Here is a 22,810-nt window from a genome sequence, read left to right on the forward strand (position 1 = left end):
GTCCAGGGTAACTATGCCCGCAGCTGTAATCACTCATGAAAGAATAACGAGTAAGTCACGATGAAAAGAATGTTAATAAACGCAACTCAGCAGGAGGAGTTGCGCGTTGCCCTGGTTGACGGTCAGCGTCTGTACGATCTGGATATTGAAAGTCCTGGACACGAGCAGAAAAAAGCCAACATTTACAAAGGTAAAATCACTCGCATTGAACCCAGCCTTGAAGCTGCGTTTGTCGATTACGGCGCAGAGCGTCACGGTTTCCTCCCGTTAAAAGAAATCTCCCGCGAATACTTCCCCTCCAGCTACAACGCGCATGGTCGTCCGAATATTAAAGACGTGCTGCGTGAAGGTCAGGAAGTCATTGTTCAGATCGATAAAGAAGAGCGTGGCAATAAAGGCGCTGCGCTGACTACCTTTATCTCTCTGGCGGGCAGCTATCTGGTACTGATGCCGAATAACCCACGTGCAGGTGGTATCTCTCGCCGCATCGAAGGTGACGATCGTACCGAACTGAAAGAAGCCCTGTCGGCGCTGGAACTGCCGGAAGGTATGGGCCTGATTGTCCGTACTGCGGGCGTCGGTAAATCAGCCGAATCGCTGCAGTGGGATTTAAGCTTCCGTCTCAAACACTGGGAAGCGATCAAGAAAGCCGCTGAAAACCGCCCTGCTCCGTTCCTGATCCATCAGGAAAGTAACGTGATTGTGCGTGCCTTCCGCGACTATCTGCGTCAGGACATCGGTGAAATCCTTATCGATAACCCGAAAGTACTGGAACTGGCGCGTCAGCATATCGCTGCGCTGGGCCGTCCGGACTTCAGCAGCAAAATTAAGCTCTACACCGGTGAAATCCCGCTGTTCAGCCACTATCAGATCGAATCGCAAATCGAATCCGCTTTCCAGCGTGAAGTCCGCCTGCCTTCCGGTGGCTCGATTGTGATCGACAGTACCGAAGCACTCACCGCTATCGATATCAACTCAGCACGTGCGACGCGCGGCGGTGATATCGAAGAGACGGCGTTCAACACCAACCTTGAAGCGGCCGATGAGATTGCTCGTCAGCTGCGTCTGCGTGACCTGGGCGGCCTGATCGTTATCGATTACATCGATATGACGCCGGTACGCCATCAGCGCGCGGTTGAGAATCGTCTGCGTGAAGCTGTCCGTCAGGACCGCGCCCGCATTCAGATCAGCCACATTTCACGTTTCGGCCTGCTGGAGATGTCCCGTCAGCGTCTGAGCCCGTCATTAGGTGAATCCAGTCATCACGTCTGCCCACGCTGTAGCGGCACCGGCACCATCCGTGATAACGAGTCACTGGCGCTGTCGATCCTGCGTCTGATTGAAGAAGAAGCGCTGAAAGACAACACCAAAGAAGTTCACGCCATTGTTCCGGTTCAGGTGGCCTCTTACCTGCTGAATGAAAAACGTGAAGCGGTTAACGCCATTGAAACACGCCAGGGTGGCGTGCGGGCTATCATCGTTCCTGACGACAAGATGCAGACCCCACACTACTCCGTGCTGCGCGTGCGCAAAGGCGAAGAGACGCAGACCCTGAGCTATCATCTGCCGAAGCTGCATGAAGCCGAAATGGCGATGCCGTCGGAAGAGGAACATGCTGAACGTCGTCGTCCTGAGCAGCCTGCTCTGGCCGCGTTTGTGATGCCTGATGCGCCTCCGGCACCGGTAGAAGTTGAGCCAGAAGCGCAGCGCGCTGAAGCCCAGCCGGCCGCAAAAGCAGCACCTGCTGTGGCTGCGCCTGCTACCGTCAGCACCGGCTTCTTTGGCCGTCTGCTTGGTGGCCTGAAAAAAATGTTCGCAGGCGAAGAAGCCCCTGCCGCCGCACCCGTGGCCACTGAGGTTGCAGAACCCCAGAAAGCGCCTGAAAGCGAGCAGGAAAACGGCAATGGCCGTGGCGAGCGCCGCAGCAATAACAACAACCGCCGTAACAATAATCGTCGTGAGCGTACGCCGCGTAACGGAGATAACGCGCAGTCGCGTGAAGGCCGTGAACCACGCGAAAACCGTGAGCCTCGTGAAAACCGCGAACCTCGTGAAAGCCGTGAACCGCGCGAAAGTCGCGAGCCACGTGAAAATCGCGAGCAGCGCGAGGGCAACGATAATCGCCGCAACAAGCGTCAGTCCCAGTCTGGTGAAGTGCGTGAAGAGCGTCCGGCACTGAGCGAAGAAGCGCGCCAGCAGCGTGATGAGCAGCAGCAACAGCGCCGTGAACAGCGTGCTGAGCGTCAGCGTCGTCGTCAGGAAGAGAAACGTGCCGGTGAAGAAGCCGCCAAAGTGGCTGAGCAGCCAGTAGTGGTAGCCGACGTTCCGGACGTGACCGAGCCGCAGGATGATGAGCGCGTACAGGTTATGCCGCGTCGCAAGCCGCGTCAGCTGAACCAGAAGGTGCGTGTTGATGATAACCGTCCACCTATGCCAGCCGAAGCCAGCGACTTTGCCCAGCCGGCTGAAGTGCGTCAGCCTCAGCAGACAGACGTGGCTCAGCCACAGCCTGAGTTCCAGGCACCGCAGGGTGAAGAGCAGGATGACAACGACAACCGTGATAACGCCAATATGCCGCGTCGTTCACGTCGTTCGCCTCGTCATCTGCGCGTCAGCGGACAGCGTCGTCGTCGTTACCGTGATGAGCGTTATCCGACTCAGTCAGCAATGCCGCTGGCCGCTGCAGCTGCATCGCCAGAGATGGCATCCGGTAAAGTCTGGATCCGTTACCCGGTGAGCCAGGCCAGCGAAGAGCAGGTTCAGAATGTGACTCACGAGACGCCAGCGTACAACCGCGAAGAGACAGCAGACGCCGCGAGTGCGCTGCCCGTTGCTGCCGCTGTTGAATCTGTTGCTCAGCAAGCGCCAGTGCAACAGGCCGAGCCGCAGGCAGAAACGCCAGTGCCGGTCGTGAATACTGACGATACCCGTGCTATCGACGCGCCGGTTGACGAGCAGCCTTCCGTTGTTCCGGCGGCAGATGAAGCAAAAGCGGAAGCGGTAGCAGCCGAAGCCGTGCCTGCTGAGCCTGTCACTGAAGCGCCGGTTGTGACACCAGCGGTTGAGACTGCACAGCCTGCAGCGGTTGCAGAAGAAGCACAGCCTGTGGAAGTTGCTGAGCAATCGGCTACCGACGTCAGCGAAGCGATCGCAGCAGAAGTTGAAGAAGTTCTGAATGCGCCGGTCGCTGCTGAAGCTGAAACAGCGCCTGTTCGTGAACCTCATGCTCCGGTAGCCGCACGCGATGTCGCCCCTGAAGCACCGGTGACTGCAGCCGAACCTGTTGTATCAGTGCCTGCAACTGCCTCAGTGCCGAATGATGGTACGCGCTGGAAACATTTTGCCTCTGCGCCGATGACTAAAGCACCTGCGCCAGTCTGGCAGTCAGAACCGGCACCACATAGTGACTGGGTGCGTGCACCTTATGAGTTCGACGGTCGCGGTTCTGCAGGTGGTCATAGCGCCACACATCATGCCACTGCCCCGGCGACCAAGCCGTAACGCATAGGCTGTTGTGAACTGAACCCCGGCCTGCAAGCCGGGGTTTTTTTATGCCTGCGATTCTGCCCGCCAGCGGACAGAGGATAATTAACCTCCCCTCCTCGTTTATCAGGAATCAGGAATCAGGAATCAGGAATCAGGAAAGTGTGTGCGTGAAAGCGTAAAGCGTGAAAGCAGGACTGCCATGCGAGCAGCCTGCGATGTAAATCAACCCGGTTTAATTTCTATCACTCCCGCCACCGGCTGAATCGCAGGCAAAAAAATCCCACCCTCCTTTATCAGGAGGGTGGGAAAAAGTAAGCGCATCCGGTTAAAGTACGCTCAAAATTTCAGGTCAGACTACGAGTTCATCTGGAACAGGGACATCTTAGACATGTCGGTAAAGGTCTTATAGGACGCCTGTAATGCCGTCTGCTGCATGGTGTAGTTAGAAGCCGCTTCGGTTAAATCCACGTTAACCAGGTCACTCATCTGCGAGCTGTAAATCACACTACGGTCATCGCCCTGGGCATTCAGCGTATCGATCTCTGAAAGCTGGGTACCAATCTCAGAACGCACGGTTAAGACATTATTCAGCGAGTTACCCAGGCCACGGTTGGTTTTATCCATCGCCGCCTGGAAAGTCTGTTTGGTTGCGGCGTCAGCATCATCCTGCGGCACTTTCAGTGCAGCAATGGCGCTATCCAGCATCGTAAACACATTCGTTTCGCTGGCGCTGCCATCCGGCTCTTTGGTGGCATTGCCGGAGATCGCCATAAAGATATTGTCACCGGTATGGCCCACGGTCATCGTACGGCTGGTATCGACCTTCTGAGTGATCGCATCGGTGCCGCCTGCGTAACCGACGCCGGTGCCAGCCGCATCCACAAATGGCGCGCTGTCAGTTTTATAACCGGCAAAAATATAGCGGCCATTGGCATCCTGGCTGTTTGCCTGGTTCAGCAACTGGGCGCGGATACCCTCCAGCTGGGTAGCAATCGAACCACGGTCATCGTCGCTCAGCGTACCGGTTGAACCGTTGACGATCAGCCCTTGCGCAGCAATGATCCCATCGGTGACGCCTTTCAGCGTATTCTCTTCCAGTGACAGACCCTGCTCGGCAAAGGTACGCGCCAGCTCATACTGCTTGCCCTGCTGCTGGGTTTGAGACAACACGACAGCACGAGAGGCGGCAATCGGATCGTCCGAAGGATTATTCACACGGCGGCCGCTGGAAAGCTCCTGGCCTGATTTCAGCCAGGAGGCCTGTGAGTCAGTGATGCCGCGCACCTGCTGCTCAAAAATCATATTGGTACTGATTCGCATGTTATCTCCTGCCCTTAGCGAATATTGATCAATGCATTAAACACGGTGCTGGCAGTCTGCAGCACCTGCGCATTAGCCATGTAATATTGCTGATATTTGGTCAGGTTGGCGTACTCCTCATCGAGGTTTACCCCAGAGACCGATTGCTGGCGCTGAGTCAGCTGGCTGACCACGCTTTTCTGAGTGGTGCTGGTAGTTTCCAGTGAACTGGTTTTGTTACCCACACTACTGACGATGGTGGCGTAGGCCTGAGACAGCGTGGCGTTGCCGCCGACCAGTTTCACATCCTGCAGATTCAGCAGTTTTTGCGCATTGCGGTTATCACTCTCACCGCCTACTGCACCCGCGGCGGCCACCTGCGATTCACTGGTGATCGCGACTGACATATCGTTGATGGCGTTCTGGACCGGCTTCACCAGGAAACTGTCTTTGGCAGCAGGTGCAGGCGTGCCGGCGACGGTCAGTTTCAGACCGTCAAAGCTCAGCGTGGTGTTGCCACTGGCATCGGTACCTGGCGTGATGGTAACGGCCGTACTGTCTGAGGCGCGGGTCGCGGTCCAGTTATTGCCGTCATAACTCACGGTGTAGTTGGACGCTTTCAGTGCACTGGTATCGGTCCACTCAGCGGTGACGGACGCGGCGGTGCTGTTTTTACTGTTGCCCACCACGATCGGGCTGCCGATATTAAAGAAATCGACGCCCTGATTGCCTTTGCTATCAAAGCCCTGCTTGTGAACATCGTTAAAGCTGGTGGTAAACGCCGCCGCTAACTGACCCAGCTGGTTCTGTGCCAGATCCAGATCCTGAGTACGGAACGCCAGCAGACCACCCAGCGAACCGGTGGTGATCAGCTTTTCCGGGATCTCGACGTTGCCCGCCTGTTTATCGACATAGCCGATGGTAGTGCGTGTCGGATCGCTGCTGGAGGGCATCGCCACCAGATCGTGAGATTTGTCGCCGTTCACCAGCGTCAGGCCATTGGCCATCGCGACCGTGTAACCGCCATCCTGCTGCGATACCGTCACACCAACCACGTTATTCAGGGTATTCACCAGCTGATCGCGCTTATCGAGCAGATCGTTAGGTGCGGCACCGTTTGCCGTGCTCAGTTTGCCAATCTGTTTGTTCAGATCGGCAATCTGGCTGGTAATGGTATTGACCTGCTTGATGCTGGAATCGACATCGGCGTTGACGCTGTTCTGCATATTATTCAGGTATTGTGCTGACGTCTGGAACTGGCTGACCAGCCCCTGCGCATTGCTGAGCATCGACTGACGCGCCGACGGATCGTTGGCGTTGCTGACCACGTTCTGCAGGTTGGTAAAGAAGCCCTGCAGCGAGGTCGACAGGCTGGTAGTCGAGGTCGACAGCAGATCGTCAATGTTAGAAATCTGGCTGTGCTGGGTGCTTACCGCGCTGTAGTTCGCGCTGGAACCGCGCAGCTGCGTAGCAATAAACGCATCATATTCACGTTGTACACCGGTGATATTCACGCCGTTACCATAATAGCTATTGCCCTGCAGGGTACTGTTCGCCTGCGCCAGTACCGTGGTCTGACGTGAATAGCCCGCCACGGTGTAATTGGAAATGTTGTTACTCGTGGTGCTCAGAGCGGCCTGCGCGGCACTCAATCCGCTCATCGCGGAGTTAATTATGCTGGACATCTCGGTTCCTTACGTTCCCCGTCAACCGGGCTGGCAGACATCAAAGTGGGCGCCAGCAGGCGAAAACGCTTCTGGCTATAGGGATGTTATCGGCTTGCTAAAGTGAAACTTGAGGCGCAATGATCAGAACAGGTCGCCCATATCCTGACTGTAAGCTTTGACGACTTTGTCGCCCATACTTTTGAATTGCTGAATCATTCCCACCAGCTTTTGCGCATATTTTGGATCGGTGGCATAACCGGCCGCCTGTAAGGCCTGCGCACCCTGCTCTGCGCTTGAGGCGTTCGTCACCGCCGCATAGCGTGGGTTTTTGGTCAGGAGTTTGACGTAGTCGGTCAGCGCCTCGAAATAGGAGTTATAGACGCGGAAGCTGGCACGCACTTTCTTCGCTTCGCCCTGCTCATATTCGGTGGTCATGATATCGGTGGTGTCACCTTTCCAGTCGCCGCTGGCTTTAATCCCGAACACGTTGTAGCTCGGTTTGCCGTCGCGGGTCAGGATCTGACGCTGGCCCCAGCCCGACTCCAGCGCAGCCTGCGCCAGAATCAGGTGATGAGGAATGCCACTCTGCTGGCTGGCAGCCTGGGCCGGTTGCGTCAGCTGGGCGATAAACTCGCGGCTGTCACTGGGCAGACCCGTCGGTGAAGCGACCGGCGGCAGACGCGGCATTGCCTTACGCACAATCTGCTCCAGCTGCTGCGCGGGCAGTGGTGTTGCCCCGCTGGTGCTGAGAATAAAGCTGTTATCCAGCTTCATCGGCACCGTACCGGCTTTTTCATCCGGCGCGGTGGCGGGCTGCATCTGTTTGACGATGGTTTCCGCCAGGCCGAGGCCGCGCTTCCCCATCTCCTGTGCAATCTGCTGGTCATACATAGAGGTAAAGAGTTTGGTCTGCTCGTTGCCCATAATGCCGTCCTGCGGCAACGCCTCGCGCATACTCTTCAGCATCATCTGTACAAACATCCCTTCGACCTGACGCGCCACCTGCAACGCTTGTCCTTTCGGATCGTTGCTGGCCTGGCGTTTCAGTTCATTCAGGGAACGGCTGTCGAAAGCCGAACTCGTCAGAGATTGCATATCAGCCATCAGATAATTTCCAGTTTGGCACGCAGACAGCCGGCACTCTGCATCGACTGCAGAATTGACATCAGTTCGATAGGTGACGCACCCAGCGCATTCAGCGCACGCACCACGTTGTTCAGGTTGGCGCTGGCGTTGACGCGTTGCAGCGCACCGCCGGTCTGGCGCAGATCGATCTGAGTCTGCGTCGTCGCCACCGTCTGACCACCGGCCAGTGGGGTATCAGGCTGACTGACGTTCTGCTGCTGGTTAACCGTCACCGACAGGTTGCCCTGCGCCACCGCACACTGATTCAGCGTCACTTCACGGTTCATTACCACCGAACCGGTACGGGAGTTGATGATGACTTTGGCATCTTCAACCGGGATCGACACATTAATGTTCTGGATCTCAGCCAGCAGACGCACCTGCGCACCATTATTAGGCGATACGCGGATCTGCACGGTACGGGCATCCAGCGGCTGCGCTGCGCCGTAGCCGCCACGGGCGTTAATGGCATCAGCAATTCGCTGCGCCATCGAGAAATCTTCGCTGTTAAGCTGCAGATTAATGGTGTTCTGCGTACCAAAGTTGCTCTGCAGTTCACGCTCAACGGTTGCACCGCCGGTGATACGGCCACCGTTCAGCTGGTTAACCTGAACACTGCTGCCGCCCGCTGACGCACCCGCGCCACCGACAAGAATATTACCCTGCGCCAGCGCATAAACCTGGTTATCGACCCCTTTCATCGGCGTCATTAACAGCGTGCCGCCGCGCAGGCTTTTGGCGTTACCCAGTGACGAGACCACCACATCCAGGTTCTGTCCCTGACGGGCAAACGAGGGCAGTTTAGCGGTGACCATGACGGCCGCCACGTTCTTCAGCTGCATGTTGGTCCCGGTGGGAACGGTAATACCAAGCTGCGACAGCATGTTGCTCACTGTCTGGGTAGTAAATGGCGTCTGGGTAGTCTGGTCACCGGTGCCATCCAGCCCCACAACCAGGCCGTAGCCCAGCAGCTGGTTATCACGAACGCCCTGTACCGTGGTTAAATCACGAATCAAATCGGCTTTTGCCAGCAGGCTGAAGCCCAGCAGCAGCGCCAGCCCGGCGCGTAACAGCGTTAACTTTTTCATTGAAACCTCTTACATCGGCGAGATGTTCAGGAAGAAACGCTGGAACCAACCCATGGTCTGCGCCTCATTGATGTAACCATTTCCGACGTACTCAATACGTGCATCGGCGACAGCGGTAGATAACACGGCGTTACTGGCGCTGATGGTGCGTGGGTTGACCACGCCCGAGAAGCGAATGAACTCCGTGCCCTGATTAATGGCGATCTGTTTTTCACCGACCACGTGCAGGTTGCCGTTTGACAACACCTGATCCACGGTGACGGTAATGGTGCCGGTAAAGGTGTTATTGGCGGATGCGCCGCCTTTACCTGCGAAATCATTTTTGCCTTCGGCGCTGAGGTTGGCTTTTTCACCACCTGCACCCACCAGGCCTGCCAGACCGGTCGGCACCGCGCTCACACCAAAGCTGTTGCTGCCATCGCGACTGGCATTGGCTGAGGAGCTCTTGCTGGCGCTGACGTTTTCCTGCAGCGTAATGGTCAGAGTATCGCCAATGTTGCGTGGACGGCGATCCTCAAACAGCGGCTGATAGCCGTAGTTAAGCGGCGCGACGCCCTGGAATATAGAGCCGTTGACCACCGGTGGCGCGGACGGCATTGGTTGCGCTGTGGTTGCACCTTCGACCAGAGGGGTACGCGGGACCAGGGCACATCCGTTGAGAGTTAGCAGCAACGAGGCGACTAACCAATGTCCAGGCTTGAGAATCTGTTGCTTCGCCACGGCGTCACGACCTTATTAATGTCTGTCATTCAGGCCAGCACGCGCTGGCCCTGTTCGGGATTAAAGCTGAGTTAATTTCGCCAGCATCTGATCAGAGGTACTGATCGCCTTGCTGTTGATTTCGTAAGCGCGCTGCGTCTGAATCATGGTGACCAGCTCTTCCGCCACGTTAACGTTCGAGGTTTCGGTATAGCCCTGATAGAGCAGACCCGCGCCGTTCTGGCCTGGCGTGCTGTCCGTCGGAGCGCCCGATGCCTGCGTTTCCTTGTAGAGGTTTTCACCCACGCTATCGAGACCGGCGTCATTCATAAAGGTGCTCAGGGTTAACTGACCGACCTGCGCGGCCTGGGCCTGCCCCTGCTGCGTCACGCTGACCACACCGTCACGCGACACCGTGATGCTGGTGGCGTTAGCCGGAATAGTAATGCCTGGCTGTACCGGGAAACCGGAGTTGGTCACCAGCTGGCCGTTCTGATCAACCTGAAACGCGCCGTCACGGGTATAAGCAGAGGTGCCATCCGGCATCTGAATCTGAAAATAACCCTGGCCGTTAATGGCGATATCTTTTGAGTTGCTGGTCTGCGACAGGTTGCCCTGCGTATGCAGACGTTCAGTGGTCACCGGACGTACACCGGTACCGATCTGCAAACCAGATGGCAGCGTTGTCTGTTCAGATGACTGGGTGCCCGGCTGGCGCATGGTCTGGTACATCAGATCTTCGAACACGGCACGCGAACGCTTAAAGCCGTTGGTGCTGACGTTTGCCAGGTTGTTGGCAATGACATCCATGTTCATCTGCTGCGCATCAAGACCGGTCTTAGCGATCCATAAAGAACGAATCATGTTGTTATCCTCGTGCCTTAGCCCATGCTCAGGAGCTGGTTGGCTTTTTGTTCATTTTCGTCGACGTTGGTGATGACTTTCATCTGCATCTCAAAACGTCGGGCGTTGGCGATCATATCGACCATGGTTTCTACCGGTTTGACGTTGCTGCCTTCCAGCACGCCAGGCATCACCTGCATAGTGGCATCAGCCTGCAGCGCGGCACCGCGGGTCGCCTGCGTCGACGCAGTAGGCCGGAACATGCCGTCATCACTGCGCTGCAGCTCCTGTCCGGTTGCCCTGACCAGCTTCAGCTTGCCCAGCTGAACCGTGGCGTTCGGCGAATCACCGGCATTCAGCCCGGTGATCGAGCCGTCGGCTGCAATGGTGATTTCAGTGCCCTGCGGGATCACAATCGGACCGCCATCGCCCATCACAGGATTGCCCTGAACCGTCAGCGTACCGGTCGGACTGATTTGCATATTGCCGTTGCGGGTATAGGCTTCGCTGCCGTCAGCGGTACGCACCGCCAGCCAGCCATCCTGCTGCACCGCTACATCGAGCGGACGCTCGGTATAATCCATCGCGCCCTGACTCATGTCGGCGCCCGGTGTCGAGGCGGCGACCAGCGTACGGGTTGGCAGCGACCAGCCACTCACCGGCACAGCGCGCAGCGCATTCAGCTGCGCACGAAAACCCGGTGTAGAGGCGTTGGCGAGGTTGCTGGCGGTAACCGCCTGCTGATCCAGCGTCTGGCTGGCCGCGCCCATCGCGGTATATATCGCGTGATCCATATGGCAATCCTGTTAGCGAATTAACGTAAGTTAACCAGCGTGTTGAGAATCTGGTCCTGAGTTTTAATGGTCTGCGCATTCGCCTGATAGTTACGCTGCGCGACGATCATGTTCACCAGCTCTTTACTCATGTCGACGTTGGAAGATTCCAGTGCGCCAGCCGTCAGTGAACCAAAGGTGCCGGTATTCGCCAGACCGATTGCTGCCTGACCGGATGCACTTGACGCAGACCAGACGTTGTCGCCCTGAGACTGCAGACCTTCCGGGTTAGAGAAGCTCGCCAGGACAATCTGACCCAGCAGCTGGGTTTTCTGGTTTGAGTAGCTGCCGGTGATGGTGCCGTCATCATTGATCGCGTAGCTGGTCAGATCGCCAGGCGCATAACCATCCTGCGTCGGGCTGCCAAAGGTGGTGCTGCCGGTGTTCTGCTGCAGGCTGCCCAGCATGCTCAGGTTGATCGGCTGATTGGCGACTGCGCCATTCGCTCCGCCCACGTTCAGCGTCAGGCCGACGGTGCCATCGGTAGTCGTGCTGACGACAGCGCCGGTGGCATCCAGCTTAGAGACGCTGGTCAGCTTACCGCTGGTGTCAAACGCCATTCTGAAGTCACCCGCTGAACTGCCGGTGTTGCCATCAATGGTGCGCACGGTCCAGCTGTTGCTGGTGGTGTCTTTCACGAAATACATGTCGAGCGCGTGATCATTACCCTGCGAGTCGAACACGGTTGCCGTGGTTTTCTTGTTGTAGCTGTCTGCGTTCGCCGTCGAGAAGGTGGCCACAGATGGCGCTGTATCCGTTGAGTTCAGGTTGGCAACCAGACCGGCAGTGGTGGTCGCGCGGGCTGACATCTGCTCGGTAGGAATACGCAGCGCCACCGGGTTAGCACCTGCCTGGATAGTGGCCGGTGAGCCGCTGGCCGGATAGCCGGTCACGTTCAGACCCTGGGTATTGACCAGGTTACGGTTGGCATCCAGCGTTAACTGACCATTGCGTGAATAGAAGACGCCGCCGCTGCTGTCGGTCATACGGAAGAAACCGTTGCCGCTCAGCGCAACGTCCAGGCCACGACTGGTCGTGGTGGTGGCGCCGTCGTTAAAGTTCTGGATTACCGCAGCAACTTTGGTACCGAGGCCGACGTTAGAACCGGCAAACATATCGGCAAACGCGATGGTGCTCGATTTAAAGCCCGCAGTGGCGGAGTTGGCAATGTTGTTACCGATGACATCAAGGTTACTTGAAGCAGCGCCAAGGCCGCTGACCGCTTGGGAAAATGACATGTGTTTGTTTCCTGTCTACAGGTTAATCAGAGAATCTGACGTACGTCGTCAAGGGTGGCGGAGCCCATGGTGCCGAGATCCAGTTTTGTGGTGTTGTTCGCAGTACTCACCCCATTGACGTAGGCGTAGTTAAGCGGTTGTGCCACCAGTTGTGCGTTGCCATTGCTTGCGGCAATCGCAACGCTGTATTTACCATCCGGGGCGACAGAGCCATCTGTCAGCTTGCCGTCCCACGAGAAGGTGTGCACGCCAGCGCTCAGCGCGCCCAGATCGACGGTGTCGATCACCGTGCCACTGGCATCTTTAATGGTGGCCGATGTGCCGGTTGAGGCGGAGGCCAGCTCAACGCCAAATGGCGTTGTGGTACCGTTGCCTACCAGAATCTGTCCGCCATTGACCATTACGCCATGCCCAATCAGCGTGGAGCTCTGCAGCGACTGGCTGGTGCTGATCTGGCCGGAGATCGATCCCAGCGTGGTATTCAGTTTTTCAATGCCGCTCAGGGTATTGATCTGTGCCAGCTGCGTGGTGAGCTGACTGTTATCCATCGGATTAGTTGGATCCTGGTTCTTTAACTGCGTCACCAGCATGGTCAGGAACTGATTCTGCAGATCCTGCGCATTGTTGCCGGTGCCACTGGTGTTAGAAGAGCTAAGGACCGTGGGGTCCAGTCTTTCGTTAACGCCTACCGCGATAGCCATAATTTTTCTCCGTTATTGCCCGATCGTCAGGGTTTTCATCATCATCGACTTCACGGTGTTGAGCACTTCGACGTTGGCCTGGTAGCTACGTGACGCCGACATGGTGTTGACGCTTTCAGAGACCACATCCACGTTCGGCATCTTCACGTAGCCTTTGGCATCTGCCATCGGATTGCCCGGGTCATAGACCAGCTTGGCCGGTGTAGGGTCATCCACGACTCTTGCCACTTTCACGCCGCCGGTGGCTGAGCCTGGTGCCGCATCGGTCTGGAAAACCACCTGCTTTGCCACGTAAGGCTTGCCATCGGGGCCGGTGACGCTGTCGGCGTTCGCCAGGTTACTGGCACTGACGTTTAATCGCTGTGATTGCGCGGTCATCGCTGAACCGGCAATGTCAAAAATATTCAGCAAGGCCATAATTATTGTCCTTGTAACACGCTCATCATGCCTTTGATCTGGCTGCTGATGAGGGTGAGGTCGGTTTGATATTTCAGGCTGTTATCCGCGAACTGCGTACGCTCACGGTCCATATCTACGGTGTTGCCGTCGGCAGAAGGCTGGTCAGGAATGCGATAAAGCATATCCATCGATGGCACGCCGTTTGTCTGTGCTTCAATATGGCGAGCTGACGTGACTTTTAACGCCATGCTGCTGCCTTCCGCACGACCATTGGACATCACCCGACTCAGCTCGCTGGCAAAGTCGATATCCCGGGCCTGATAACCAGGGGTATCGGCGTTGGCAATATTTGACGCCAGGATCTCCTGACGTTGAGCACGCAGGTTGAGGGCCTCCGTACCAAATTTCAGCGCCGCATCCAGTTTGTCGAGCATGTTTCCTCCGCGTATGAGAATTTCGAGCTCGCAGCTTAATTTGAAAACGCAAGGGGTCATCGTCTGAATAAGGCCTCAAATGACCGCTATTTTGACAATTAAGGATTTTTCTTAAGGGAGTACACTCGTCGCCATCATCAGTGAGGAAATGCACAATGCGTCGATATCTGACCCTGCTGACCAGTCTGCTGGTCGCGATCGCCCTGCCGGTTTCCGCCGGGGATCTTAATGCACAACTGAATCAATTTTTTAAAGCGCGTGACGCCCAGCATGCTGATGGCATGGTCGTGGTGGTACGCACGCCGCAGGAACAGTGGCCAGCCTGTGAGGCGCCACAGTTCACCCTGCCCGGCAACAGCCGGTTGTGGGGCAATATGAGCGTGGCGGCAAACTGTGGCGAGAACCGCCGTTATATTCAGGTTCAGGTGCAGGTCACCGGTTCCTATCTGGTGGCGAACCGGCTGCTGAGCCAGGGCAGTAGCGTGAGCGAGAGTGATTTCACTCTGCAGACCGGCCGCCTCGATACTCTGCCTGCCCGCGCCCTGCTGAATGCGGACTCGGTCGCAGACGCCGTGGTGCTACGTGATATCCAGCCAGGACAGCCGATTAATCCCTCTACGCTGCGTCAGCCGTGGCGTGTCAAGGCAGGTCAGAATGTGATGGTGATTGCCAGCGGTGACGGCTTTGACGCCAGCGGTGAGGGCAAGGCGCTGAATAACGCCGCCCGATCGCAGTCGGTCCGGGTCAGGATGGGAAATGGCCAGATTGTCAGCGGTAAGGTACGCGAGGATGGGAATATTCTTATAACGCTGTAAAGTGTTAAAGAAGCCAGTAGTGCTGCCGATAGAAGAATCAACGAAGCGATAACGCTATTCTGATTCAGGTGGCAGACTTCCCCTGACCGTACAGGAGCCCGAACATGAGCATTGACAGAACGCAACCTCTGAAACCCGCCAGCACCGTACAGAGCCGCGATAGCAGTGAGTCCGGCAGCAGCAAAGTGCGCCAGAGCGCCAGCCCGGTGGCAGCAGCCACGACCCCTGCAGCAGCCCAGGTCAGCCTGAGCAGCGCGCAGTCGCAGCTGATGCAGCCGAGCAGCAAAGATATTAACGTCGAGCGCGTTGAACAACTGAAAACCGCCATTCGTAATGGCGAACTGAAGATGGATACCGGCAAAATCGCCGATGCGCTGATTGCCGACACCAAGGCGTATTTAGAGGGTAATTAGTTCCCATGAGTAATTTGCAGACCACCTTAGATAAGATGCAGGACGTGCTGGCGTCGCTCTCAGCCGTGCTGGAAGAAGAGCAGCAGCAGCTGGCCGCCGGAAACATTAACAGCAATCTGTTGCAGCGTATTACCGAAGATAAAAGCGCGCTGCTCAGTACGCTGAACTATCTGGATGAGATGCGCCGCACCGCTGAACAGAGTCAGGCGACATCTGCACCTTATCGTGGTCAGAACGACATGGCGCGCCGCTGGGACACTATCCAGCAGCATAGCCGTCGTCTGCAGGATGCCAATGTTCATAACGGCCTGCTGCTGCAACACCAGATCCGCTACACCCAGGATGCGCTTGACGTGCTGAAGCCGCATCAGACCCAGGCATTTTACGGCCCGGATGGGATGGGTAAAGGCCAGGCGACGTTAAGTCGCAAAGCCTGAACCGGATAGTAGCGAAAAAAATCCCGCCTGGTGCGTAATGCTGATCAGTTAAGATTAGATTTGTAAAGGCTGCCACGGTCAAACGTGGCAGACTTTTTTCCGGGCGGGCGAGCCGCAGTGCGGGCCAGCGCACCTCTGCTGCTGCCGGGCCGTCCTCGCGCCGCTCATGCGGTGCCTTCGGCTTTGACGTCGTGCCGACGAACCGTTCGGGGATCGGCCCTCCATGGCCGGCCCCGAACTCTCCACGCTTCCCGGCGTGGACTTCTGGCCCGCCTGAGCGCCTCAGCGCTGCGGATAGCCCTTTCAGCAGCAGAGGCGCTCAGGCCTTCACTCTCGTGCTCTTTTTAACAATACACACTGAAGTTTCAGAGCAGGCCGGTGGCGGGCAGGGGCAGGCAATCCGCAGCGCTGAACAGAATCAGTCTGCCAGGAGAGCCCGCAGCACGCGGGCGAAAGGCGGGGCGGCACAGGATGTGCCATCCCCGGCGGTCCGTCAGGCAGAGGAATGACGTGAAGGAACCCCGCAGCGGCGCGAGGACCGCCAGCCCCTGCCCGGCACCAGACTGCGTTATCACCTGTCGCTTAACTGACTGGCATTACGCCTGATGCGGGATTTTTTATGGCGTGATTTAGGCCCTCGGTTACGATTCGCTTTGATATTGTATTTTCACAGGGAGTTAAGTTTACTCATTGTGGCAAACATTACACAGCGGTGCGACGCGCGTAGTCGCGCAGCCGGAAGCCCAGCAGCCCCAGCGCCAGGAAGTAGGCCCCGCCGCCCACACCACAGACCGCGGCCAGTCGCAGCAGCCGCCACAGCATCGATCCCTGCTCCCAGGCTGGCATCCACTGCAGCATGGCAAACAGCGCGCCTGCCATCACCACTACGGCTATCAGCAGGCGGATCAGGAAGCTGCTCCAGCCCGGCTGCGGCATAAATATATTCTTCTTACGCAGCTGCCAGTAGAGCAGCGACGCATTCAGACAGGCTGCCAGCCCAATCGACAGTGACAGACCGGCGTGTTTCAGCGGACCAATAAACGCCAGGTTCATTACCTGCGTCATGATCAGCGTGATAATCGCGATTTTAACCGGCGTTTTGATGTCCTGACGGGAATAGAAGCCCGGAGCCAGCACCTTGACCACGATCAGCCCCATCAGTCCGACGGAGTAGGCGATCAGGGCGCGCTGCGTCATCAGTGCATCAAAGGCAGTGAATTTGCCGTACTGGAACAGCGCCACGGTCAGCGGGCCGGAGAGCATGCCCAGCGCTACCGCGCTGGGAAGCGCCAGCAGGAAACAGAGGCGCAGACCCCAGTCCATCAGCCGGGAATATTCATCATGGTTGCCGCTGGCAAAACTTTTGGCCAGCGACGGCAGCAGAATGGTGCCCAGCGCCACGCCCAGCACACCCGAGGGGAACTCCATCAGGCGGTCCGCGTAGTACATCCAGGAGACCGAACCTGAGACCAGAAACGAGGCGAAGATGGTGTTGATGATCAGTGAGATCTGACTGACAGAAACGCCCAGAATGGCAGGTCCCATCTGACGCATGACCCGCCAGACGCCCGCATCACGCAGATTCAGGCGTGGCAGCACCAGCATCCCGAGTTTCTTCAGGTGTGGCAGCTGATAGCCGAGTTGCAGCACGCCGCCAGCCACCACGGCCCAGGCCAGCGCCATTACCGGTGGGTGGAAGTGCGGCGCGGCAAACAGCGCAAAGCCAATCATGCTGACGTTCAGCAGGGTCGGTGCAAAGGCCGGTACCGAGAAGCGGTTCCAGGTATTCAGCACCGCACCCGCCAGTGACGCCAGCGAAATCAGCATAATATAGGGAAAGGTCACCCGCAGCAGCGAGCTGGTGAGCGCAAACTTATCGGGACTGTCGGCAAAGCCGGGTGCCGTCACCATGATGACCCAGGGCGCAGCAATCATGCCCGCCACCGTGACCAGCGCCAGCGCCAGCGTCAGCAGGCCCGAGACGTAAGCCAGGAACAGTTTCGTCGCCTCTTCGCCCTGCTTGCTTTTATATTCAGCCAGAATGGGCACGAAGGCCTGAGAAAAGGCGCCTTCAGCAAAAATACGCCGCAGCAGATTGGGAAGTTTAAACGCAACAAAGAACGCATCGGTCGCCATTCCGGCGCCAAACACCCGCGCCACGATGGCATCACGGGCAAAGCCCAGTACGCGGGAAAACAGGGTCATAGAACTGACCGCTGCCAGCGATTTCAACAAATTCATAATTGACGGCGCATCCTGAAAAGAATCAGCAAAAAGGAGAATTAGCGCGGGCACCCAGAAGATGCCCGGCGACAGTCTACTGCCACGGAGGGAAATGACCAGCACGGAGTGTTACAAGGCGTTATTCCTGCGTCGCCTCACGCCACAATTTTTCCACCACACGCTGCGCCATCAGCGCCTGCTCACCGCTGGTTTCAGGCTTCGTCTGATTTTGTACGCAGTCGATGAAATGGCGAGCCGCACCGCTGAAACCGCGCTGGGTCAGATGACTCTGCCAGGCGGGCGGTGGCGTAATCAGCAGCCCGTCACGCCGTTCTTCCTGCCAGTCGCGCATCTCACTGATGTCGATGCACTGACCGTCACATACTGCGCTGACCCGCTCGCGCTGACTGCCTGCGCGCCGGTGCATGCTGGTGGTAATCGACAAGCCCTCAACAGCGAAATGGTGCTCAGCATAGAGCATCTGCCCCTGTTCGTTGGTGTCGATGCGTCCCTGAACCTGGCGAAAGGGTTTCCCGCCCAGCCAGAGAGCGGTGTCCACCACATGCAGATAGTCATCGAGCAGGGTAAAGCGGAGATCCTGTGGCCCGACGCTGTCGCTACGGTGCTTTTCAATCCGCAGAGAAGCGGCGTCCGCCATCTCTGCCCGCAACTGCTGATAGCGCGGGGCGAACCGCCGGTTAAACGCCACCATCAGCTTACGCTGCCGTTTTTCCGCCAGCGCCACCAGCGCCTCAGCCTGCTCCAGGGTTTCAGCCAGCGGCTTATCGACGCAGACATCCTTTCCTGCCAGCAGCAGCGCCCTGACCACTTCATAGTGCGTGGCGGTGCTGCTGTGGACAAAGACCGCGTCGCAGGCAGCGGCTAATTCATTCAGCGAACCAAAACATGGCATGCGATAGCTGTCACAGACCGGCCGGGCTTTGGCCTGGTTCGGGGAAAACGCCCCTGCCAGGGTCCAGTCCGTCGCCGCCGACAGCACCGGCAGCCAGGCTTTCTGCGCGATACCGCCTAATCCCACTACGCCAATACGTAAGGTCATCTCAGCTCTCCGGTTGCAGCAGTTGGGTGAGTTGTGTCTGAAGCGCTGCAACCTGCTGTTCCAGCGTTGCGACCCGCGCCGCCAGATCGCCCTGCTCTTCCGACGCGTCTGCTGCCTGCGGCTGGTCAGGCTCATCGCCCAGCAGATGCATAAAGCGGCTTTCGCGCTTGCCAGGTTCACGCGACAGACGGATCACCTGAGCACTGTCGTCGCGCTGCATCAATCCTTCCAGCGTTTGCTCAACTTCGCTGACATCACTGAACTCGTGCAGACGACCGCTGCGGGTACGCAGTTCGCCTGGCGTCTGGGGCCCGCGCAGTAACAGCAGCGTCAGCAGAGCGACTTCTGCACTGTTAAGCTTTAGCGTGCCAAACGCGGAGTTGCAGAAACGCTGCTCATATTTCACGACCCGCTGCCCGGCGGCGCTGCTGGCGGTAATCAGATGCCGTTTTTCCAGCTTATCGAGCTGATCCTGTACCTCACTTTCGCTCAGCTCCATCACCGGCTCGCGGTTCGATTTCTGGTTACAGGCAACCACCACGCCATTCAGTGACAGCGGATACTGTTCCGGCGTGGTGACCTGCTTCTCCAGCAGGCAGCCCAGCACGCGCATCGCCTGCGCCGATAAAGTCATCTTCATGCTCGCATCCTCATTATTATCCACGCCGGTCAGGCGTCCATTCCCGCAGGGTTAAGGCTGTCAGCACGTGATCCTGCCAGCGTCCGTCGATCAGCAGATAATCTTTCGCGTAACCCTCTTTCTCAAAACCGAGTCGCGCCAGCAGATCGCCGCTGCGCTGGTTGTGCGGCATGTAGTTAGCCATGATGCGGTGAATATGCTGCTGGCGCTGCATATAGCGGATAGCCACCTGCAACGCTTCGAACATGAACCCCTGCCCCTGCCACTTTTCACCCAGTGAATAGCCGAGGTAACAGGCATGAAAGGATCCACGCAACACGTTGCTGAAGTTCGCCACTCCCCTCACTTCGGTTTCATTGCTGTCCATTAAAATGAAATAGAAGGCCGAACCCTGCTTATGCATGTCGGAAATCAGCCCGAGCCGCGCCTGCCAGCCCGAGGGATAGCAGTGGCTGTCATCGCGCACCGGCTCCCACGGCTTTAAAAACAGGCGGTTTTCCGCGTAGTAATCTGCCATTCGCCAGGCATCACGCTCGTGAACCAGACGGACCACCAGCCGATCGGTGGTTAATCGCACCCTGGGCGCGGCAGAACGATAGCCAAACATCCTGACTCCTGAAATCAATGGCTGATAGAGATGAGCCGTCATTACCCGGCTTTCACTATAACCGCCGCCTGGGCTGCGGTAAAACGTTACAGCGGTTTAGCGATAAAGAGGCTGATTTTGCTCGGGTCGCACCGCGGATAACCCCTGCTGCAGGCAGCATCACCAGCGGATCCTGCAGCGCGCCTGACAGGCAGGTTTGCCCTGTGGGGTAATCTCTTCCATACTTTTTACGAGCCCGAAAGCAGGATGAATTGATTCACTCTGTTAAACACTAAACCTGTAAAACCCGGGAGATCAGGATGAAGCTCTATATCTACGACCACTGCCCTTTCTGCGTTAAAGCGCGAATGATTTTTGGCCTGAAAAACAAACCGGTTGAGCTGGTGGTAATGCTCAACGACGATGAAGAGACGCCGAAACGACTGATCGGACAGAAAATGGCGCCCATTCTGCAGAAGCAGGATGGCAGCGCGATGCCTGAAAGTATGGAGATCGTACACTATGTCGATCAGCAGGATGGCGAACCGCTGATCATCGGCGCGCTGAATCCGGCGATCGGCGACTGGCTGCGTCACATGAACAGCTATGTCAATAAACTGCTGCTGCCGCGCATTGCAGAAGCGGCGTTTGCCGAATTTGCGACGCCTGAGGCGCGTGACTATTTCCGCAACAAAAAGCAGGCGAGCATCGGTGATTTCGACACGCTGAAAAGTCACTCTGCTGGCCTGATCAAAAACGTCAGCGACGATCTGCGCAAGCTGGACAAATTAATCGCCCAGCCCAATGCGGTGAATGGCGAGCTGTCCGAAGATGATTTTAATCTCTTCCCGCTGCTGCGCTCTCTGACGCTGGTGGCCGGTATCGACTGGCCGAGCCGGGTCGCTGACTACCGCGATAACATGGCTAAACAGACCCAGGTGAATCTGCTCTCCTCGATAGCTCACTAACCCCTCCCGATGAGAGACGCTGCGGCGTTTCTCATCTCTTTCCTGATGACACCCGCTACGCATTCAGGCAGGCTATGGCCTGTTTATTGGCTCTGCTATTCAGGATAAGATCGATGAAAAAGGCTTTTTTCGGGCTGACTGCCCTGTTGATCGCGCTGCTGGTGAGCGGCTGTAATCAACTGACGCAATACACCATCAGCGAACAGGAAGTAAACCAGGCGCTGCAGAAGCACAACAACTATGAGAAAGATATTGGCGTTTCCGGGCTGGTTAATGCGCACATCGTCCTGAACAACCTGACCAGTCAGATTGGCCGTGAAGAGCCAGGTAAAGTGACGCTCTCTGGCAATGCTAAAATCAATGTGACGTCACTGTTTGGTCCGCAGCAGGCCGATATGCAACTGAAGATGCGTGCTCAGCCGGTCTATGACCAGCAGCAGGGTGCAATCTATCTGCGCGATCTGGAAATTGTTGATGCGCAGGTTGCGCCGGAAAAAATGGCCTCCATTATGAAAACGCTGACGCCTTATCTGAATCAGTCGCTGAAAAACTACTTTGATCAAAAGCCGGCTTACGTGCTCAGCGCCGACCGCAGCAAAGGCGAGTCGCTGGCGAAGAAGTTTGCCAAAGGACTGGAAGTGAAACCTGGCGAACTGGTTATTCCCTTTACGCAGTAACGCCGTTATCCGCGCCCCTGGCGCGGATTTTCTTTATCAGCATAAAAAGCAGGTGCAAACGGTTGCCTGAATCCTTATGCTTAGACCCCGGCCAAAACACGCCTTTTGTTTCCCTTCTGCCGGAGCTTCACTGATGACAGCACAACCTCAGCAACTTACCCTGCGTCGCCCTGACGACTGGCATATTCATCTGCGCGACGATGAGATGCTCAACACGGTCCTGCCCTATACCAGCGCGGTGAATGGTCGTGCCATTGTGATGCCTAACCTGGTGCCGCCGGTGACCAGCGTGGCAGCAGGTGAAGCGTACCGCGATCGCATCCTGGCGGCGCTGCCCGCCGATCACGCCTTTACGCCGCTGATGACCTGCTATCTGACCGACTCGCTTGATCCTGATGAGCTTGAGCGCGGTTTCACCTCCGGTCTGTTTACCGCGGCTAAGCTCTATCCGGCGCACGCTACGACGAACTCCAGCCATGGCGTTACCGATATCGCCTCCATTGCCCGCGTGCTGGAGCGGATGCAGAAGCTCGGTATGCCACTGCTGATCCACGGCGAAGTCACCGATGCCCATGTCGACATTTTTGACCGCGAAGCCCGGTTTATCGAAACGGTCATGGTGCCGCTGCGCAGCCAGTTTCCGGCACTGAAAGTAGTTATGGAGCACATTACCACTCAGGACGCCGCAGAATATGTTGCCGCCGCCGATGAGACGCTGGGCGCGACCATTACCCCGCAGCATTTGATGTTTAACCGTAATCACATGCTGGTGGGCGGAATTCGTCCGCACCTCTATTGCCTGCCGATTCTTAAGCGCAACGTGCATCAGGAGGCTTTGCGCAAATTAGTGGCGAGTGGTCATCCGCGCGTCTTCCTCGGCACCGACACAGCACCGCATCTGCGTCATCTTAAAGAGGCCAGTTGCGGCTGCGCGGGGGTATTTAATGCGCCAGCGTCGTTACCCGCTTACGCCACCGTCTTTGAAGAGCTGAACGCGCTGGAACATTTTGAAGCGTTCTGTTCGGAGAATGGCCCGCGTTTTTACGGCCTGCCGCTGAATGAAGGGACGATCACCCTGGTGCGTGAGCCCTGGCAGGTGCCAGAGTCCATCGCACTCGGCAGCCACTCACTGGTGCCGTTCCTGGCGGGTGAAACGCTGAACTGGCGCATCGCATAATT

At 57.2% G+C, this 22,810-nt stretch carries 22 protein-coding genes; 7 read left to right on the forward strand and 15 right to left on the reverse strand.

Annotated features, from left to right (window positions below; translation table 11 throughout):
- Positions 1-60: 60 nt before the first annotated feature.
- Complete coding sequence (gene rne, locus EPG66_RS04585; RefSeq protein WP_182686099.1) at positions 61-3,501, forward strand: ribonuclease E; 3,441 nt, start codon at positions 61-63, stop codon at positions 3,499-3,501.
- 339 nt (positions 3,502-3,840) lie between these two features.
- Here the strand turns inward: rne and flgL are convergent, their stop codons facing one another.
- The 11 genes from flgL to flgB all read right to left on the reverse strand — a co-directional run bounded on the left by flgL (position 3,841) and on the right by flgB (position 13,812).
- Complete coding sequence (flgL, locus tag EPG66_RS04590; RefSeq protein WP_031592461.1) at positions 3,841-4,806, reverse strand: flagellar hook-associated protein FlgL; 966 nt, start codon at positions 4,804-4,806, stop codon at positions 3,841-3,843.
- Positions 4,807-4,820: 14 nt separating this feature from the next.
- Entirely contained in the window at positions 4,821-6,470 is a 1,650-nt protein-coding gene (gene flgK, locus EPG66_RS04595; protein WP_010669846.1) for a flagellar hook-associated protein FlgK, read from the reverse strand.
- 123 nt (positions 6,471-6,593) lie between these two features.
- Positions 6,594-7,556 (reverse strand): flagellar assembly peptidoglycan hydrolase FlgJ, encoded by a 963-nt coding sequence (gene flgJ, locus EPG66_RS04600; RefSeq protein ID WP_010246357.1) that lies wholly within the window; start codon positions 7,554-7,556, stop codon positions 6,594-6,596.
- Positions 7,556-8,665 carry a flagellar basal body P-ring protein FlgI gene (locus EPG66_RS04605; RefSeq protein ID WP_031592460.1) on the reverse strand — a complete coding sequence of 370 codons (1,110 nt, stop codon included), beginning with the start codon at positions 8,663-8,665 and terminating at the stop codon, positions 7,556-7,558. Before EPG66_RS04605 ends, flgJ begins: the two co-directional genes overlap by 1 nt.
- Before the next feature lie 9 nt (positions 8,666-8,674).
- The gene (locus tag EPG66_RS04610; protein ID WP_029518984.1) at positions 8,675-9,385 is read right to left on the reverse strand and encodes a flagellar basal body L-ring protein FlgH; all 711 of its coding nucleotides are present in this window, start codon (positions 9,383-9,385) and stop codon (positions 8,675-8,677) included.
- Positions 9,386-9,445: 60 nt separating this feature from the next.
- The gene (flgG, locus tag EPG66_RS04615; RefSeq protein WP_003849881.1) at positions 9,446-10,228 is read right to left on the reverse strand and encodes a flagellar basal-body rod protein FlgG; all 783 of its coding nucleotides are present in this window, start codon (positions 10,226-10,228) and stop codon (positions 9,446-9,448) included.
- A gap of 17 nt (positions 10,229-10,245) precedes the next feature.
- The gene (locus tag EPG66_RS04620; RefSeq protein ID WP_010669843.1) at positions 10,246-11,001 is read right to left on the reverse strand and encodes a flagellar basal body rod protein FlgF; all 756 of its coding nucleotides are present in this window, start codon (positions 10,999-11,001) and stop codon (positions 10,246-10,248) included.
- Positions 11,002-11,021: 20 nt separating this feature from the next.
- The gene (gene flgE / locus EPG66_RS04625) at positions 11,022-12,278 is read right to left on the reverse strand and encodes a flagellar hook protein FlgE (protein ID WP_182686101.1); all 1,257 of its coding nucleotides are present in this window, start codon (positions 12,276-12,278) and stop codon (positions 11,022-11,024) included.
- A gap of 26 nt (positions 12,279-12,304) precedes the next feature.
- Positions 12,305-12,979: a flagellar hook assembly protein FlgD gene (gene flgD, locus EPG66_RS04630; protein WP_031592458.1), complete on the reverse strand. Its 675-nt coding sequence runs from the start codon at positions 12,977-12,979 to the stop codon at positions 12,305-12,307.
- A 12-nt stretch (positions 12,980-12,991) separates the two neighbouring features.
- Positions 12,992-13,396 (reverse strand): flagellar basal body rod protein FlgC, encoded by a 405-nt coding sequence (gene flgC / locus EPG66_RS04635; protein ID WP_013357440.1) that lies wholly within the window; start codon positions 13,394-13,396, stop codon positions 12,992-12,994.
- Between the two features lie 2 nt (positions 13,397-13,398).
- The gene (gene flgB / locus EPG66_RS04640; protein ID WP_009090882.1) at positions 13,399-13,812 is read right to left on the reverse strand and encodes a flagellar basal body rod protein FlgB; all 414 of its coding nucleotides are present in this window, start codon (positions 13,810-13,812) and stop codon (positions 13,399-13,401) included.
- A gap of 155 nt (positions 13,813-13,967) precedes the next feature.
- On the opposite strand from flgB, the gene flgA reads away from it, so the two are divergent.
- The 3 genes from flgA (at position 13,968) to flgN (ending at position 15,477) form a co-directional block, all read left to right on the forward strand.
- Entirely contained in the window at positions 13,968-14,627 is a 660-nt protein-coding gene (flgA, locus tag EPG66_RS04645; protein ID WP_010246373.1) for a flagellar basal body P-ring formation chaperone FlgA, read from the forward strand.
- A 104-nt stretch (positions 14,628-14,731) separates the two neighbouring features.
- A complete protein-coding gene (gene flgM, locus EPG66_RS04650) occupies positions 14,732-15,040 on the forward strand; it encodes a flagellar biosynthesis anti-sigma factor FlgM (RefSeq protein WP_010246375.1) in 309 nt (102 codons plus the stop codon).
- A gap of 5 nt (positions 15,041-15,045) precedes the next feature.
- Positions 15,046-15,477 carry a flagellar export chaperone FlgN gene (gene flgN, locus EPG66_RS04655; RefSeq protein ID WP_010246377.1) on the forward strand — a complete coding sequence of 144 codons (432 nt, stop codon included), beginning with the start codon at positions 15,046-15,048 and terminating at the stop codon, positions 15,475-15,477.
- Positions 15,478-16,179: 702 nt separating this feature from the next.
- Here the strand turns inward: flgN and murJ are convergent.
- From murJ to rimJ, 4 genes are all read right to left on the reverse strand, one after another.
- Positions 16,180-17,718, reverse strand: coding sequence for a murein biosynthesis integral membrane protein MurJ (murJ, locus tag EPG66_RS04660; protein ID WP_010246379.1), 1,539 nt, complete (start codon positions 17,716-17,718; stop codon positions 16,180-16,182).
- Positions 17,719-17,839: 121 nt separating this feature from the next.
- Positions 17,840-18,760 (reverse strand): Gfo/Idh/MocA family protein, encoded by a 921-nt coding sequence (locus EPG66_RS04665; RefSeq protein WP_182686103.1) that lies wholly within the window; start codon positions 18,758-18,760, stop codon positions 17,840-17,842.
- A gap of 1 nt (position 18,761) precedes the next feature.
- On the reverse strand, positions 18,762-19,400 hold the full coding sequence (locus EPG66_RS04670; protein ID WP_182686104.1) for a YceH family protein: 639 nt from the start codon (positions 19,398-19,400) through the stop codon (positions 18,762-18,764).
- 16 nt (positions 19,401-19,416) lie between these two features.
- A complete protein-coding gene (rimJ, locus tag EPG66_RS04675) occupies positions 19,417-20,007 on the reverse strand; it encodes a ribosomal protein S5-alanine N-acetyltransferase (protein WP_031593649.1) in 591 nt (196 codons plus the stop codon).
- 299 nt (positions 20,008-20,306) lie between these two features.
- On the opposite strand from rimJ, the gene grxB reads away from it, so the two are divergent.
- From grxB to pyrC, 3 genes are all read left to right on the forward strand, one after another.
- Positions 20,307-20,954, forward strand: a complete 648-nt coding sequence (gene grxB / locus EPG66_RS04680) for a glutaredoxin 2 (RefSeq protein ID WP_033757257.1) — start codon at positions 20,307-20,309, stop codon at positions 20,952-20,954.
- 113 nt (positions 20,955-21,067) lie between these two features.
- Positions 21,068-21,631 (forward strand): lipoprotein, encoded by a 564-nt coding sequence (locus EPG66_RS04685; protein ID WP_010246390.1) that lies wholly within the window; start codon positions 21,068-21,070, stop codon positions 21,629-21,631.
- Positions 21,632-21,764: 133 nt separating this feature from the next.
- Entirely contained in the window at positions 21,765-22,808 is a 1,044-nt protein-coding gene (pyrC, locus tag EPG66_RS04690; RefSeq protein WP_060679927.1) for a dihydroorotase, read from the forward strand.
- Positions 22,809-22,810: the final 2 nt, after the last annotated feature.

This window comes from Pantoea pleuroti (assembly GCF_014156615.1).
Taxonomy (GTDB): domain Bacteria; phylum Pseudomonadota; class Gammaproteobacteria; order Enterobacterales; family Enterobacteriaceae; genus Pantoea; species Pantoea agglomerans.